Origin of the sequence: Streptomyces tailanensis (assembly GCF_008386495.1) — a bacterium.
Lineage (GTDB): Bacteria > Actinomycetota > Actinomycetes > Streptomycetales > Streptomycetaceae > Streptomyces > Streptomyces tailanensis.
This window is the reverse complement of sequence record NZ_VTHJ01000029.1, coordinates 19,969-34,321: the sequence shown is the minus strand read 5'-3', so window position 1 is coordinate 34,321 and position 14,353 is coordinate 19,969. Positions and strand designations below refer to the sequence as shown.

The 14,353-nt window shown below is 69.9% G+C and carries 14 protein-coding genes; 6 read left to right on the top strand and 8 right to left on the bottom strand.

Annotation, left to right across the window (positions count from 1 at the left end; genetic code table 11):
* Positions 1 to 81: 81 nt before the first annotated feature.
* The 5 genes from F3T56_RS48080 to F3T56_RS47045 all read right to left on the bottom strand — a co-directional run bounded on the left by F3T56_RS48080 (position 82) and on the right by F3T56_RS47045 (position 2,776).
* Positions 82 to 462, bottom strand: a complete 381-nt coding sequence (locus F3T56_RS48080; protein WP_246203776.1) for a CDP-alcohol phosphatidyltransferase family protein — start codon at positions 460 to 462, stop codon at positions 82 to 84.
* Positions 417 to 644 carry a hypothetical protein gene (locus tag F3T56_RS48075; RefSeq protein ID WP_246203775.1) on the bottom strand — a complete coding sequence of 76 codons (228 nt, stop codon included), beginning with the start codon at positions 642 to 644 and terminating at the stop codon, positions 417 to 419. Before F3T56_RS48075 ends, F3T56_RS48080 begins: the two co-directional genes overlap by 46 nt.
* Complete coding sequence (locus F3T56_RS23285; RefSeq protein WP_172639087.1) at positions 616 to 1,908, bottom strand: PhnE/PtxC family ABC transporter permease; 1,293 nt, start codon at positions 1,906 to 1,908, stop codon at positions 616 to 618. Before F3T56_RS23285 ends, F3T56_RS48075 begins: the two co-directional genes overlap by 29 nt.
* A gap of 68 nt (positions 1,909 to 1,976) precedes the next feature.
* Positions 1,977 to 2,630 (bottom strand): ATP-binding cassette domain-containing protein, encoded by a 654-nt coding sequence (locus tag F3T56_RS23280; RefSeq protein ID WP_216372996.1) that lies wholly within the window; start codon positions 2,628 to 2,630, stop codon positions 1,977 to 1,979.
* The gene (locus F3T56_RS47045) at positions 2,627 to 2,776 is read right to left on the bottom strand and encodes a hypothetical protein (RefSeq protein WP_216372995.1); all 150 of its coding nucleotides are present in this window, start codon (positions 2,774 to 2,776) and stop codon (positions 2,627 to 2,629) included. Before F3T56_RS47045 ends, F3T56_RS23280 begins: the two co-directional genes overlap by 4 nt.
* Before the next feature lie 521 nt (positions 2,777 to 3,297).
* Between F3T56_RS47045 and F3T56_RS23275 the strand changes: the two genes are divergently transcribed.
* Both F3T56_RS23275 and F3T56_RS23270 read left to right on the top strand, forming a co-directional pair.
* Complete coding sequence (locus tag F3T56_RS23275) at positions 3,298 to 3,612, top strand: hypothetical protein (RefSeq protein ID WP_149827316.1); 315 nt, start codon at positions 3,298 to 3,300, stop codon at positions 3,610 to 3,612.
* A gap of 645 nt (positions 3,613 to 4,257) precedes the next feature.
* Positions 4,258 to 4,608 carry a hypothetical protein gene (locus F3T56_RS23270; protein WP_149827315.1) on the top strand — a complete coding sequence of 117 codons (351 nt, stop codon included), beginning with the start codon at positions 4,258 to 4,260 and terminating at the stop codon, positions 4,606 to 4,608.
* A 268-nt stretch (positions 4,609 to 4,876) separates the two neighbouring features.
* On the opposite strand, the gene F3T56_RS23265 is transcribed toward F3T56_RS23270, so the two are convergent.
* Entirely contained in the window at positions 4,877 to 5,623 is a 747-nt protein-coding gene (locus F3T56_RS23265; RefSeq protein ID WP_149827314.1) for a hypothetical protein, read from the bottom strand.
* 940 nt (positions 5,624 to 6,563) lie between these two features.
* Between F3T56_RS23265 and F3T56_RS49355 the strand changes: the two genes are divergently transcribed.
* The 4 genes from F3T56_RS49355 (at position 6,564) to F3T56_RS23245 (ending at position 11,022) form a co-directional block, all read left to right on the top strand.
* Positions 6,564 to 6,689 carry a hypothetical protein gene (locus F3T56_RS49355; protein WP_281291886.1) on the top strand — a complete coding sequence of 42 codons (126 nt, stop codon included), beginning with the start codon at positions 6,564 to 6,566 and terminating at the stop codon, positions 6,687 to 6,689.
* A 443-nt stretch (positions 6,690 to 7,132) separates the two neighbouring features.
* Entirely contained in the window at positions 7,133 to 7,756 is a 624-nt protein-coding gene (locus F3T56_RS23255) for a hypothetical protein (protein WP_149827312.1), read from the top strand.
* Positions 7,757 to 8,097: 341 nt separating this feature from the next.
* Positions 8,098 to 9,576, top strand: a complete 1,479-nt coding sequence (locus F3T56_RS23250; protein ID WP_149827311.1) for a SulP family inorganic anion transporter — start codon at positions 8,098 to 8,100, stop codon at positions 9,574 to 9,576.
* A gap of 450 nt (positions 9,577 to 10,026) precedes the next feature.
* A complete protein-coding gene (locus F3T56_RS23245) occupies positions 10,027 to 11,022 on the top strand; it encodes a PP2C family protein-serine/threonine phosphatase (RefSeq protein WP_149827379.1) in 996 nt (331 codons plus the stop codon).
* A gap of 165 nt (positions 11,023 to 11,187) precedes the next feature.
* On the opposite strand, the gene F3T56_RS23240 is transcribed toward F3T56_RS23245, so the two are convergent.
* Together F3T56_RS23240 and F3T56_RS23235 are read right to left on the bottom strand one after the other, a co-directional pair.
* Positions 11,188 to 13,029: a glycoside hydrolase family 15 protein gene (locus F3T56_RS23240; protein WP_149827310.1), complete on the bottom strand. Its 1,842-nt coding sequence runs from the start codon at positions 13,027 to 13,029 to the stop codon at positions 11,188 to 11,190.
* 33 nt (positions 13,030 to 13,062) lie between these two features.
* Positions 13,063 to 14,253, bottom strand: coding sequence for a PucR family transcriptional regulator (locus F3T56_RS23235; RefSeq protein WP_246203774.1), 1,191 nt, complete (start codon positions 14,251 to 14,253; stop codon positions 13,063 to 13,065).
* Positions 14,254 to 14,353: the final 100 nt, after the last annotated feature.

Below are 14,353 nucleotides of genomic sequence, written 5' to 3'. Positions count from 1 at the left end.
CGTGCTCCTCGTCATGCGCGGTGGAGGTTCCTCATGTACGGAACGCTATGCCCGGGCGGAGGCGCGGCTCAGTAATGGCGCTCACTGTTCGTCCCGACCAGGATGCGGCAGATGTGGGCGTCCGTGCACTGGGCCGGGTTCGGGCATGGTGCCGCGACAGATGGCGACGGCGGTGACCGTGACGACCGGTACCGCCCACGCGGCGATCGCGGTAACCCGCAGCGTGCGGCTCGGCCCGTGCCGCAGCACCAGCCAGGTCCCGAACGCGGCATCGGCGAGGGAGTCGGCGTAGTCGCCGAACGGGGACACGGTCTCCTGGCGGCGGGCCAGGCGGCCGTCGGCCAGGTCCAGGCCGACCGCCGCCACCCCCGACCAGCGGCAGGACCCCAGGGCCGTGGCGGGGAGACTGCCACGGATCAGGGTGAGCGCATCGGCCGGTGCGAGCCGGTCGCGGCGCTCCAACAGGCCCAGATGCAGGGCTGCGCGAGCAGCCAGTTGGCCGCCACCCAGCCCCGTCCCGGTTCGCGATCGCGGGCGAGGACGAACAACAGGCCGTGCAGGACGGTGAGCTGGGTCAGCGCCCGGGGGCGGCGGGCCGCCTGCCGCACCGACCTATCAGCGGCCAGACCCAGGAAACGCGCCACGACATACGGTCTCCAGCGGCCGTCTCTCGGCGTCCTTAGCAGGGTGTCGGTTGCCGCGCGGCTGTCGGTGAGGTCGGACACGGACACGGCGTCGGCCCCAGGATGCCGGGCCGCGCCGGTCGGCGCGCGGGCGGCCGGCCCAGGGGCCCACGAGCAGGGTGATCACGACCGCCACGGCCATGGCGAGGACGGCCATGGTCACGGTGTCGAGGGCGGCGCCGGTCAGTACCCGCAGACCGCCTTCGGGGAGTGCGGGAGGCCACAGGTCGCCGAGCAGTCGGCCGGTGAGGTCCTGGGTGCGGGTCGAGGCGAGTCCGGCGAGTGAGAGGCCGGCCCACCACCAGGCGACCGCGATCGCCGGTACAGCCAGGATCAGAGACCAGCGGGTCGGGCGGGACAGGCCACGCGGTGACCGGCCGTCGTCGCGTGAGCGTTCATGTCCGACCGACCAGTCGGCGCAGGTCACCACCGCGACGTCGGAGCGGACGCGGTTGCTCCACAGCTCGACCGCCCCCGCGAGGGCCAGCAGTGCCGCGACCAGCGTCCAGACCTCCCCCCAGTTACGCGACTGCAGGCTCACCGTGAGCTCGAATCCCAGCCCTCCGACGCCGGCGACGCCGAGCACGACCGCGGACCGCAGGGCGCACTCGAACCGGTGGAAGGAGTAGGACAGCAGCAGCGGTGCCGTGCCGGGAAGAAGGGCGTAGGCCAGAGCGGAGCAACGCTTGGCGCCGGCGGCGCGCAGCGCACGCAGCGGCGCGTCGGGCACGCTGTCGAAGGTCTCCCCGAAGACCTGGGCGCTCTGCGCGCCGAAGGGCAGGGCGAGTGCCAGGGCGGCGACGAGCGGGTCGAGGCCGAGCACGCTGACGAAGAGCAGCGCCCACACCAGCTCGTGCACCGAGCGGACGGCCACCAGCGCGCCACGCAGCACAAGCCGCCCCGCACCTAGGGGCCACGGCAGCGCGCCGCTCCACGCCGCGTCGCTGAGGACCAGCCCGCCGACCAGGCCGATCACCAGTGCCCCGGCCGTCCCGAGCAGCGCCAGGGCCAGCGTCGTCGCCGTCGCTTCCAGGACCACGGCGAGGAAGCCCGGGTCCAGGGCGGGGTGCAGCGCGGTCGCCGCGAGGTCGTCGAGCAGGGCCAGACCGCCTCGGTTGACCAGCTCGCCGCCCGACGGGACGGCGCGAGCAAACGCCCAGGCCAGCAGCCCGGTCACCGTCACCAGTGCTGTGAGCCTGCGGAGCAGAATCCGCCGCCCGCTCACGGGCTTTCGTCCCGGCGCGGACACGGCCGGCGGGGACGGCGGGGATGGCGGGGCGTCGAGTTGGAGTGTCATACGAGCTCGTAGAGGTCGTATGACAGGGCTTCGTCGGTCGCGTCGCCGGCCGGGAGGTCGAGGACGATCCGGCCCTGGCGCAGGCCCACCACGCGGGTGCAGTGCTCGCGGGCCAATGCCGGCTGGTGCAGACTCACCACGAGCGTTCTCCCGGTCGGTGAGGCGCCGAGCAGGCCGAGAACCCGCGCGGCGCGCACCGGATCGAGACTGGATACGGGCTCGCCCCAGCCCAGGTCGACCCGTTCGAGCGCGTCGCGGACCACGTCGAGCGAGTGGGGCCAGATCAGCGAGGCCAGCGCGCGGGTGGTGCTCCACCGGCCGAGCCGGCCCGCGTTGACGTTGTGCACCACCCGGACCTGCTCGATCAGGGCGAGGTCCTGGCTCACCGAGCCGATGCGCCGCTGCACCAGCCGCCGCCGTGGGGCCGTCAGGTGGGCGGAGTTCTCACCGAAGGCCTCCACACTGCCCGTGGTCGGCTCCAACGACCCGTTGACCAGAGCCAGGAGCGTGCTCTTGCCGGCGCCGCTGGTGCCGAGCACCGCCACCCGCTCCCCGGCATGGACCGTGAGGTCCAGCTCACCCAGGGCCTCGTGCGCACCGAACCGGCACCCCGCGCCGCGCAGCCGGATCACCGGCGGAGCCTCACTCACCGCAGCGGCCCCAGGTCGCGGGCCACGTCCTCGATCCGGTCGTAGGCGGAATTCTTCGTGCCTACGAAGGACTTGGCGCCGAAGAGCTTGAGCAGTTTCGCGTCCTCGGCGTTCCGGTCGTCGAGACCCAGGAGCAGGTCCAGCACCTGCTTCCTGGTGCCGTCGCCGAAGCGGGCAGGCGGGCGGCGCGGCTTCCCGACTGGGCGGCGGCGTCCTGGACGGCGAGTGTGTCCCGTACGACGCCGAAGACCTCGGCCGGCGGAAGCGGGGCGTCGGCGATCCGCAGATGCGGGTCGCCGACCACCCTGACCCCATGGGTACCGGTGAACACCCGCACCGGCGGACGCGGAAGGCTGGTTCTCATGCCTCCAAGAACCGCGCGACAGGCGCCGGGCAGAGACGCCAACACCTAAGGAACTGGGCACATTACGGAACTCGGACATCCAGCCGGGCGTGACGTCTCGGGGATCAAGTGCCGACGGCCACCCCTTCGCACGTCCCTGCCGACACCACGCCCTCGGCATCTTCCGGCACCACGCCCACGCCATCGCGCACCTCTGCCGCCCCGGCTAGGGCGACGACGTCCCCCACTCCCGCCGGAACCGCTGCCTCCGCAGACCGTTCCGGCTGTCACAACCTGACCGCCACCGACGCGGTGAAGGCCGCTGTGACGGTGGCATACCAGCGCAGCTTTCCTCGCTTCACCCATATCCAGCCGGTGCCGGGGCAGTTCTTCTACGGCCAGTGCGGCGGCGTCCGCTACGCCGCCACCCAATTCGAGTCCACCTCCGGTGCCTCGCACGAGGAACTCGTGAGCATGCAGGACGAGGGCAGCGCCAGGAAGTACTTCCGCAGTACGTCCGCAGGTAACTGGAGCTACGTCGCCAGTGACGGTTTCCCCCGAGGGCCGCGGGGCTGCGGCGATGTCCCACAGATTCCCGAGGCCCTGGCCGCGGTCTGGGGGAACTGTCCGGTCATGTAGCCGAGCCTGCAGAACGGCTGCGGCTCCGACCGGCCTTCCGGCCCGGCTCGGCGGGCTCGTCGTGTTTTCTCTTCGCCGCCCTTCTCGGTGTCCTTGCCGCCGAACAGGAAGGGGGCCCGTCGTGCCGGGCCCGGTCCCTGACGGACCAGGTGAGCCGTCCGGTGGCGGGTAGCGGTACCCGCGCAGTCCGGACGGGCGGAGACTTCCGGATTCCGGCAGTGACGGCGGATCGTGCGGGAGGGCAGACTTCGCGCTGAGGAAGTGCGGAAAGGGAGCAGGACGTGACGGTTTTCCCGTGGATCCGTCCCGGATCGAGCGGGTGCGGCGGCTGACCTACTTCTCCCGCAGCGGTGTCGGAACGCGTCCTGCTGGTGCGCGACGCCCACGGGGTGTCCCTCGGCCTCACCAGTCCGGACCTCCCGCAGGGCGCTGCGCCGAGCCGCTGCCGGCTCGGGAACGAGCGGGCGGCCACCACTTGTCGCCCGCAGACCGGTGGTTGCGGTGACCTGCCGCTGACCAGCGCGCCACGGCGGGGCTCCCCGCCGTCACCAGGCAGGTAGGAGGCGTTCAGGACTGCTGGGATCCGGCATGGTGGCCGCTGCCGTGCAGCCCTGTCGCCGATGGCGTCGCGCGGGGACCAGCGCCGTGCGACCGGATGAAAGCCGGACGAAAGACGGGGGCGGGCTCGTGCATGGCAACCCGCTGTATCACTGGATCGCTTTGGGGATCGCCAGTGTGCTTCTGCTGCCGCTGTCGACAGCGATCCTGCGTGGATGGGTTCCGCCGTGGATGCGCAACCGCACCGGCGGCCTGCGACTGCGCGCCTTCGGATTGCTGTGCCTGTACGCGGGCACGCCGGCCAACGGCGTACCCCGGCTCGCGGATGCCTCGTACAACACGGTTATGGCCGGCATCGCTGTCGGTATCGGCTGCTCCGCCCTCGCGGGCCTCTTGTTCATCCTGGCCGCAGGCAAGGACGCCCGAGTCCCGAGATGAACACGAGAGCCGAACCCGCGCCCTTGGCTGGAACCACCCGGTACGGCACCAGGGAACGACGTCGGCCGCGCTGCGCGAAATCGCTGCCTCTCGACCATGTGGTCGTGGCCGACACGAGAGGAGGAGGGGCATCAGTCGTCCCGGGACCTTCCCCAGTGACTCCAAGGGCCGCGAGCTGTCGGGTTTCAGAATCTACAGGCGTTCGGCCGGCGTGCATCGGGAGACATCGGCCCTTGCCATCCATGAAGCACAGGCACTGCGCCGATAGTCACGACTTCGAGGCGCGCGGGCCGCGGCGACCGCGGCCGCGAACCCGGCTGCCTGGCTTTCGCTGTACGAGGTCTTGAGGTGTTCGGTGAGGCGCGGGCGAGCGGTACGAGCGCTGGACGGCGGCGACACACAACACCGGCAGCATCAGCGCAAGTGCCGCGGTGACTGCGAATCGGCCGAGCCGGAAGGGGCCGGCGGCGCGGGGCGTGATCACGCCCCTGGGATCGAACAGCACACTGATGTGCTCTCCTGCCGAGGTCGTGGTACGGCAACCCCGGCGTATCGGGACCAGCACGGGAGCCCCGTCCTCCCAGGCGTAGGAGCAGAGGACACCGGCACTGCGGCCGGACGGAGCCTGCTCGGCCTGGACTGCGGTGACGATCACGTCCTTGCGGTGGCCGCGCTCGCTCAGTGCGATCTCCGCCGTGACCCGGGGGACCAGCACGGCCAGCGCCATACCCGTCAGGGCGATGAAGCCCACCAGCACACGCCCCGCCCGCACGATGAGCAGATACAGACTGAGAGCCAAGGTGCACACGACCCCGGCCGCACTGATACTCGGCGCGCCCGGCCCGGCGAGCGCGCCGTAGAGGCCGGCGCCGACGACAAGCGGCGTACCGACGAACGCGACGACCAGGCCCTCGCAGCGCAGCCACATGGACGATCTGCCGCAGTCCCTGGCCGAGCTCGCCCGGCGCCACAGGAAGGGTCGGCCGTGTCGGCTGTGGCGTCGCCGACGTCTCATGACCGGCTTCCTCCTTCCAGCGCGTCATACGGCGGCGGCTGGTTGCTGTCCGGGACGGCAACCACACCCTGCATATTTCACCAGCCGTTTCTCAGCCAATACAGCGGCGTCTGGCGAGGAACGCGGGCCGAGCCTTCCCGATCCCGGCAACGAACGACGAGGCGATGTTGAGAAGCTCTCCCTCCCGCCCTGTCGCCTGGTTGTCCGCGCCCTCGGCGGCCCGCCCAGCATCGCCTGGCCCACTGGCTGGCGGCAGAGCACACAATGGCAGTCCGCGGACGCGAAACCTGCCGGGTTCTGGCAACCGTGGCCCAGACGAGGCGATGGTTGCGAGCCGCCGGATCAGTATCAGGATCCCGCCTGTCCGCTCTACCGCCCACGGCTTCGGCTCGCTCGGTACGAAGCCCACCTCGTCGATGCCCAGTGTGGCGCCGTGGTCGACCACGGCCGTCTTGAAGCCCCGGTCGGCCAGTGCCTTGCGGACGGGGGCAGCATGCTCGGCGACTTGGTCGAGCAGACAGTACCGGCGGCGTTCTCGTGCGTGTCTGCTGCGCAGACGGCCACTGCGACGACCCGCCTCAGCGCATCCGCCGCAGGATCCCGCATGTGGCCGAGGAGCTTCTTCACGGCGTCCCGCCCGGTCGGGGCCGCAGGAATCCCAGCAGGATCCGAACGCTGATGATCTTTAGGCGGGTTGCGACTCGTCGAAGACGCTGTAGGCCCCTCCTTGCGCGGTCGCGGCCGGACGAGGACGGGATGAGGGCTCGTGCCTCCCGGCGTGCCCTGACGCTGCCGGATCGCGCTCTTGTCCGACCGGCTACAATCCGCGCAGGTGAGCCGGGAAGCCTGGTCGGCATCGAGTTCCCCCGTTTCCTGGAGTCGCCTGATGCCCCCATCCTTCACCGGTCGCACATTCGTATGGTCGTTTGCGGTCGCCGGTGTGCTGCTCACTCTCTGCGGCACCGCGATGTGGGTGCTGCCCGGACCCGGAGTGCCCGTTCTCCTGCTCGGCATCTTCTGCCTGGCTGCGGCCGGAGTGGGCCGACTGGTCGACCGGTCGCGGTGAGCGCGTCCTGGCCGGTACGTCCCGGTTACGGCGGGCTGTTGGCGTCGTCTGGCTGCGCCTGTCGTTCGCGGCTGTGCAGTTGCTGGAGGAACCGACGGTGCCCGTCGCGATCCCCGCGGTGATAGTGCGCGAGTCGTCTGCGTTCCCGGCTGCGAACCCATCTGGGCACCTGCTGCCGGGGAGCGGTCGGTACGGCCGTGGCGTTGCTGCTTGTTGACCGGCTCTGCGACCACGCGGAGCGGGTGACTACCGACGCCATCACTGTGCGGCGGCCGCTGTTCCCGAGGCCGTCCTTTGTGGGGAGCTGTCCGAACGGCCCGGGCGCTCACCGCGCCGCTGACCGTACTCGCGCGTCGGTCGGACCGGGAAGCAGGCGGGGGCGGCTGAACCGCACCTGCGTCAACACCACAGATAACTGAGATCCGAGGGGCAGGGGGGCGACGATGGGTCGTGGGGAGCGGCGCAAGCACGCGCGGCGGGAGCAGCGTGAGAGGATCGAGGAACTCGCTGCGAAGATGAGGGACCCTGCGGAACCGCTGGTGTGGCGGGCAGGCTGGCAGGGGAGGCTGGCCGGCCTGGTGTGGTGCCTGTCGTTCGTCGCGCTGACTGACCGGCCTGACGGAGCGAGCCTGACGCATCCCGAGCCGGGTGCCCTGTTCTTCGCGGTCTGGACCTCGCTCGTCGCCGCGTGGATCACTTGCCAGTTCAGTATGTGGCGCATCACCGCTGACCGCTCCGGGGTGTACCTCCGCCGCATGTGGTCGACCCGCTTCATCGCCTGGTCGGTGATCGGCCGTGTGGAGATCCGGCGCGACGGGCTGCTGGAGTTCATCGGCCCGCAGCGGGCTCCTATGGCGGGCTTGTTCATGCCGCCGTGGCTGGCCCGGCTCTTGCGTCGGCCCGGCACCGGGGGACTTGCGGCCGACACGCTCACCGCGATGGCCCGCCACAGTCACCTGCGCCCCGCTGCTCAGGCTCCGCACCCGGCGGGCGGATCGGCGTTCGTGCGCTGGGCCGTACCCTTGGCCGTCATCCTGTACTTGGCGACGGAGAGTCTGCGCGGGTGACGTTCGCCGAGGCCGCAACCCACGCCCAGAGCAGCCGCTGCCCTTCTGACGTTTCGCCGGCTCTGCTGTGCTGATGAGCGGAAGCTACGAGCAGGCAGCCGAGGTGTTCGGTGAGCTTGGCATGCTCGTTTCGTCAGTGCCCGGGATCAAGCTGCGGCCGCCGGTGGACTGCGACACGGCCGGTGGCCGGTGGCGCGTTGGGCAGCCTCAGATGGCGATCTTTGGTCTTGCTTTGACGTGTTCCATACGGCATCTTTACGCATGGAGTGCCGGGAAGTCTGGTCGGCGGTTCGGTCCGCCATGGGCCGACGTCAGCATGCCGTCGACCGGAGTGGGGGCCGATGTTCCAGCGCGTCGCAAAAGAGATTCTTTCCGGCTTGACCGTGGCGATCGTGGCGTTGCCGTTGGCGATCGCCTTCGGCATCACGGCGACGGGCACCTCCGAGGGCGCGCTCGTCGGGCTGTACGGCGCGATCTTCGCCGGATTCTTCGCGGCGGTGTTCGGTGGTACTCCTGGCCAGGTGACCGGCCCGACCGGTCCCATCACCGTCGTCGCCACCGGGGTGATCGCCGAGCACGGGCTCGAGGGCGCGTTCCTTGCGTTCATCATGGCCGGCGCGTTCCAGATCCTGTTCGGGCTGTGCAGGCTCGGATCGTTGATCCGCTACATTCCCCACCCCGTGGTGTCGGGTTTCATGGGCGGGATCGCACTGATCATCATCCTGGGCGAACTGGACCAGGTGCAGAGCAGTTTCCTGGTGGTGGCGGGCACGATCGTGCTCATGCTCGTATCCACACGAGTGATCAAGTCGGTCCCGGCGAGTCTGATCGCGCTCCTCCTCGTCACCCCGGCCCTGCAGCTCACGGACTCGCTCCTGCGGGACGTGCGCCTCGGGCCGGTCCCGCTGAACACGGCGATCGACTACATAGGCCAGATCCCGGAGTCGATCCCCTCGATCACCGTCCCCGAGCTCAGCGGGTCGCTGCTGCTCACCCTGGTCCTGCCCGCGCTCAGCATCGCCCTGCTGGGCTCCATCGACTCGCTGCTGACGTCGGTCGTCATGGACAACATCACCGGCCAACGGCACCGCAGCAACAAGGAACTGATCGGCCAGGGACTCGGCAACGCCGCCAGCGGACTGTTCGGCGGCCTGGCCAGCGCCGGAGCGACCGTCCGGTCCGTGGTCAACGTCAGAAGCGGCGGCCGCACCGCGCTGTCGGCGGCCACGCACAGCGTCATCCTCCTCGCCCTCGTGGCCGGGCTCGGGGCCGTCGTGCAGTACATCCCCCTCGCGGTGCTGTCGGGGATCCTGATCCTGACCGCGGTCGGCATGTTCGACTGGGAGAGCCTGCGCAAAGCGCACGTCTCCCCGAGGGGCGACGTCGTCGTCATGTTCGCGACGATGATCATCACCGTTGTCGTCGACCTGACCATGGCGGTCGCCGTCGGCGTCGTCCTGGCGCTCATCGTGCACGCCACGAAGTCGCGCCGACGCAAAGCCTCAATCGCGCACGACGGCGTCGGCACCTACCGCATCGAGGGACCACTGTCGTTCCTGTCCGTCGACCGCGTCTTCACAGCACTCCGCGACGACGAGTCAAACCTGTCGCTGGACCTGAAGCACGTCGACTACATTGACATGTCCGGGGCCAAGGCATTGCTGACCTTCATCGACCACTCGTACAAGTCCGGCGTCGAACTCGGCATCAAGGACCTGCCACCGCATGTCGAGGACAGGCTGGTCGCGCTCGCGAACGAGGAACAACGTGACAAGCTCCTGGCCGTCGTGAAAGACCGCCCCACCGAAACCGCCTACTGAGGTCGAACTCATGGTGTCCCAAGGACTGACGGCTCCCGGTCCGTGCTCTGTCCCCGGGGCGTACGGCATCCTCAGGGCGCTGGGCTGACCGCCGAACGGGAACAGTTCCGCGAGTAGCTCCTTGTTCGCGGCCTGATCTACCGATGCCGAGGTCTCTGCTGGGCGACCAGCGGACGTGGCCCCGCCGTGGCCACGTACCCGCGCGTTGGGTCCGCGGCTTTCAGAGGAAGTTGCACACGCGGCAGCGCGTTCGATTCGCCTCATCATGGAGACAGGCGCGCAACGTCTGGGAAGATGAATCTTGCTCTGTGCGAGGGCACGAGGGCGTGATGGGGGAGGTTCCGGCGGCCTGTGGCGCTCCCTTGGACCGGACAGGCCGCCGAAGTGTCGGAGGGCGATGTGTCCGCGAAGAACCACCGGCTGACGGTCCTGTCCGTCCTGCCCTTCGCCATGATGGGCACAGTTGCGGTGGTGGATGTCGCCGTAGGCCCTTCGGTGGGATTGCTGCCGCTGGTGTCGGTGGGACCGGCCTTCGCCCCGCTCGTCGGCGGTTGGCGACGCACCGCGTGCGTTGGTGTGGTCGCGCTGCTGCTCTGTGTCGGCCTCGGCCTGTACAACGACCTCTTTGAGGCCCGCCGCGGCTACATGAGCCTTGCCTCCGTCGTTGGCGTCACGGTGGCGGGACTCGTGGCCGTGTTCATGCGCCGGGAGCGGGAGGCGGAGCTCGACAGCGTCCGGTCGATCGCCGAGGCGGCCCAGCGGGTGCTGCTCAAGCCGGTGCCGCGCCTGGCCGGGGAACTACGCGCGGCCGTCTGCTACATGTCCGCCGTCGCCGAGGCGCGTATCGGCGGTGACCTGTACGAAGTGGTCGCCGCCCCGCAGGGCGTGCGCGTGATCGTGGGGGACGTACAGGGGAAGGGGCTCGAAGCGGTGGAGACCGCGGCCGTGGTCCTGGGCGCCTTCCGTGAAGCGGCGCTGGACGAGGCGGACCTCACCCAGGTGGGGCGCAGGCTGGAGCGGTCCGTCGACCGGCAACTGGAGGGGGAGAAGTTCGTCACCGCCATTCTCGCCGAGATGACAGACCGGCGGGTGACGTTCCTGAACTACGGCCACCCCGCACCGCTGCTGGTCCACGCCGACGGTTCCGCGAGTCTTCCCGAGCCGGACGTTTACGCGCTTCCGCTGGGCCTGGGTGTGCACGGCCCGTCCCAGCCGGAGCCGTACTCCGCGGACTTCCGACCAGGGGACCAACTGCTGCTCTACACCGACGGGGTCATCGAGGCACGCGACGACGAAGGACGCTTCTTCCCGCTCACCGAGCGCGTCCACCTCCTCAAAGAGGACGATCCGGAGACGGCGCTGGAAACCCTGCGACAGGGGCTGCTGCAGCATGTGAACGGACCTCTGCAGGACGACGCCGCCATGCTGCTGCTCCGCTACCGCTGACCCTGACTGTCCTGTCAGACGACTTGGGCGCGACGAGCGTTGAACTGGCCCTCCACTGCGTAGCTGTCAGTCTGCCTTGGGCACGGACGGGGCCGTATGTGACGGCGGAGGACGGCGCGTGCGTTGCCGCGGGGCTCTCGTCGCTGTTGCTCCGGGCTGCTGCGCTCACTGAAACCACGCATGGGTGGAGAGTTCCGGTCGCACGCCGCGCTGGGCGCGGGCGAGGACGACGGCGCTGGAGAGGAGCCCGACGTGACTGAGTGCCTGGGGGAAGTTGCCGAGGAAGGAGTGGTCGCCGGGGTCGATCTGTTCGGCGAACAGGCCGAGCGGGCTGGCGTAGGAGCAGAGTTTCTCGAACAGTTCGGAGGCTTCGTCGACGCGTCCCTGGCCCGCGAGGTTGTCCACGAGCCAGAAGCTGCACAGCAGGAAAGCGCCCTCCGGCTCGTCGAGTCCGTCGGGTGAGACCTTCGGCAAGTAGCGGAACAGCAGGCCATTGCCCGCGCTGAGGCGTTCGGCGATGGCCCTCGTGGTGGCGATCATGCGCGGGTGGTCAGCGGGAAGGACGCGCCTGAGGGGCAAGGCGAGGAGCGAGGCGTCCAGTCCTCCTGTCTCGCCGACGTGTTCGGTGAGGGAGTTCAGACGGTCGTCCCAGGCATCGCGGATGATCCGCTCGGTGAGGTGCCGGGCCTGAGCAGCCCAAGTGGTCGCGTCGCCCGGGAGGTTCAGGCGGGTGGCAAGGCGGGCGGCGCGGTCGAGGGCCACCTGGCACATCGCTGTGGAGTACGTGAACGGGCGCCCGTGAGTGCGTACTTCCCAGATGCCGTGGTCCGGTGTCTTCCAGGCGGTGCGGGCCTGATCGGCCAGGCCGGACAGGCGGTGCCACAGGTCGGTGTCCAGCGTTCTGCCGGTGGCTGCCCATTGGAAGGCGCAGTCGAGGATCTCTCCGTAGACGTCGTGCTGCACTTGTTCGGCGGCGGCGTTTCCCCACCGCACGGGTGCGGAAGCGCGGTAGCCCTCCAGCTCCTCGTCGATCACTTCCGCCGGCGGTGGCCGGCCGTCCACGTCGTACAGGACGCGTGGTCGCCCGTCCCGCCAGGCGGCGCTCAGGGCCCAGCGGAGGAAGCCTCCTGCTTCGTCGGGAAGGCCGATGCGGCGCAGGGCGAAGACGGTGTATGCGGCATCGCGGATCCATGCGTAGCGGTAGTCCCAGTTCCGGTCGCCTCCGATGAGTTCCGGCAGCGAGGAGGTGGGAGCGGCGACGATGGCGCCGTTCTCGATGTGGTCGAGGAGCTTGAGCGTGATGGCCGAGCGACGCACCATCTCCGGGCGGGGCGTGTCGTCCACCACGTGTGCTGACCAGCGGAGCCATGCCTCGATCGTGTCGGTGACGCGGTCGGCGAATGTTTGCCCTGCGCAGGGGTCCTGCTGTTGGCTCCAGCGCAGGCGTAGCCAGAGGTCTTCCCCTTCGCGCAGGGGCAGGGTGCACGGGTGGTCGGGCAGCGGCCGGGAGGCGGTCAGGCGCAGCTTCAGAGGCTGCCCGGGGCAGGTCAGTTGCCATCCGCCGGCGTGACGCTCGGGCTGCGCGCCGCCGCGCGGTCGCACCGACACGGTGAGATCGACAAAGCCGTGGGTGACTCTGGCGTGCCGGACGAGTTCGCCTCGGCTGGCCGGCATGTCCTCTTCGAGGCGGGCACCTGGTTCGAGGAGGAAGGCGTCGGTGACCTCGACGATGCCGGTGTCCGCCCGAAGTTCCGTCACCAGGACACCGGTGTCCTGCAGGTAATACTGGCGGCTGTCCCACAGCCGGTCCGGAGACAGCAGGAAGGAACCGCCACGGTGGCGGTCGAGCAGTGAACAGAACAGGGGAGGCGCGTCGAAGCGGGGCACACACATGAAGCTGATGGCGCCGTCGCGGCCCACCAGGGCACAGCCACGGCCGTCGCCGATCAGGCCGTGGTCTTCGATCGGCAGATACCCCTCCAGGGGCACCGGCGACGACTCACTCATGTCTGTCCCGGTACCCACTGAGGGCGGAGCGGATCATTCGGCGGGCTGCAGGGGGCGCGAGGGCCAGTTGAGGAGGCGGGCGCCGAGCGCGGCGGTCTGCAGGATGTAGCGCTGGTCGGGATCGGTGGGGTCGTGGCCGGTGAGCTCGCGGATGCGGGTGAGCCGGTAGGTGACGGTACGCACGCTCACTCCGAGGCGGCGGGCCGTGGCGGTGTTCAGGCAGCCGCTGGCGAAGTACGCGGTCAGGGTGTCCAGGAGGGCCTTGGGCCCGCTGCGTGCTCCTTCGAGGTCGCCGAGGACGGTGGCCACCAGGTCGGTGATGGCGGCGCGGTCCCTGCCGAGGACCTGGAAGACCAGCAGGTCTGAGGCGTGCACGAGCGGGGTGGTGAGGCCGAGCAGGTCGGCGAGGTCGAGGGTGCTGCGTGCTTCCTGGTAGGAGCGGACGATGCCGCTGGGTCCGGGCCGTGGTCGGCTGACGGCGATCTGGTACGGCTCGTCGACGGCGTCGCCCACCTTGGCGGCGAAGGCGTCCGGAACCTCCGACACCGCCCCGGGTGACACGCACACGAGCAGGCCGTCCTTGGTGGTGATGAGTACGTCCCGTGTACGGAACCGGCCGGTCAGCGCTTCCTCGACGTAGCGGGTGGTGTCATCGCCTGCCTCGAACGCGCTCTCGGCGCGGGCGACGGTCACCTGGTGTGGTCCGATCAGCCGCAGCCCGAATCGCTCGGCCCGCTCGGCGAGTCGGCCGAGGTCGGTGCGGCCTTCGAGGAGGTCGCCGACGAATTCCCGTCGCGTCGCCTCTTCGCCTCGGATGGCTGCCCGGTGTGCGGTTTCGTAGCCTTCGGTGAGAGCCACCGTCGCGTCACCGATTGCCCTGATCACGGCGGAGGCGACCTCTTTGAGGCCCTGAGGGTCCGTAGCCTGCCGGGTGCCGGGCAGGTCGGTCCAGGTGCGGCAGACGGAGTCGAGATATTCGGCGATCAGGAACCGCAGGGCCGTGCCGCGGTCGGCCGCGGCGGCGGCGAACTGCCGCAGACCCGCGAGATCCTCCTGGGGCAGGCACCGTTTACTGAGGGAAATCCCTGCGAGGTGCTCCAAGTGGCGGCTCATGTCCGCCACCGAGGGCGGAGGCTTGCTCTCGGCGGCGGGTGCGGCATTCGGTGCGGGCACCATGGCACCTGTCGCCGCACGCGGTTCCTGGTGGCGTTTTCGCGTCGGCATGCTCCCATTTTGCCGAACAACGGCAAAACGGGGGTCCGTGAGACGTCCTTGGCTGGCCGCCCTCGGCAGGCGTCCGGCTGAGCCGCGAGGGTAATCCGTG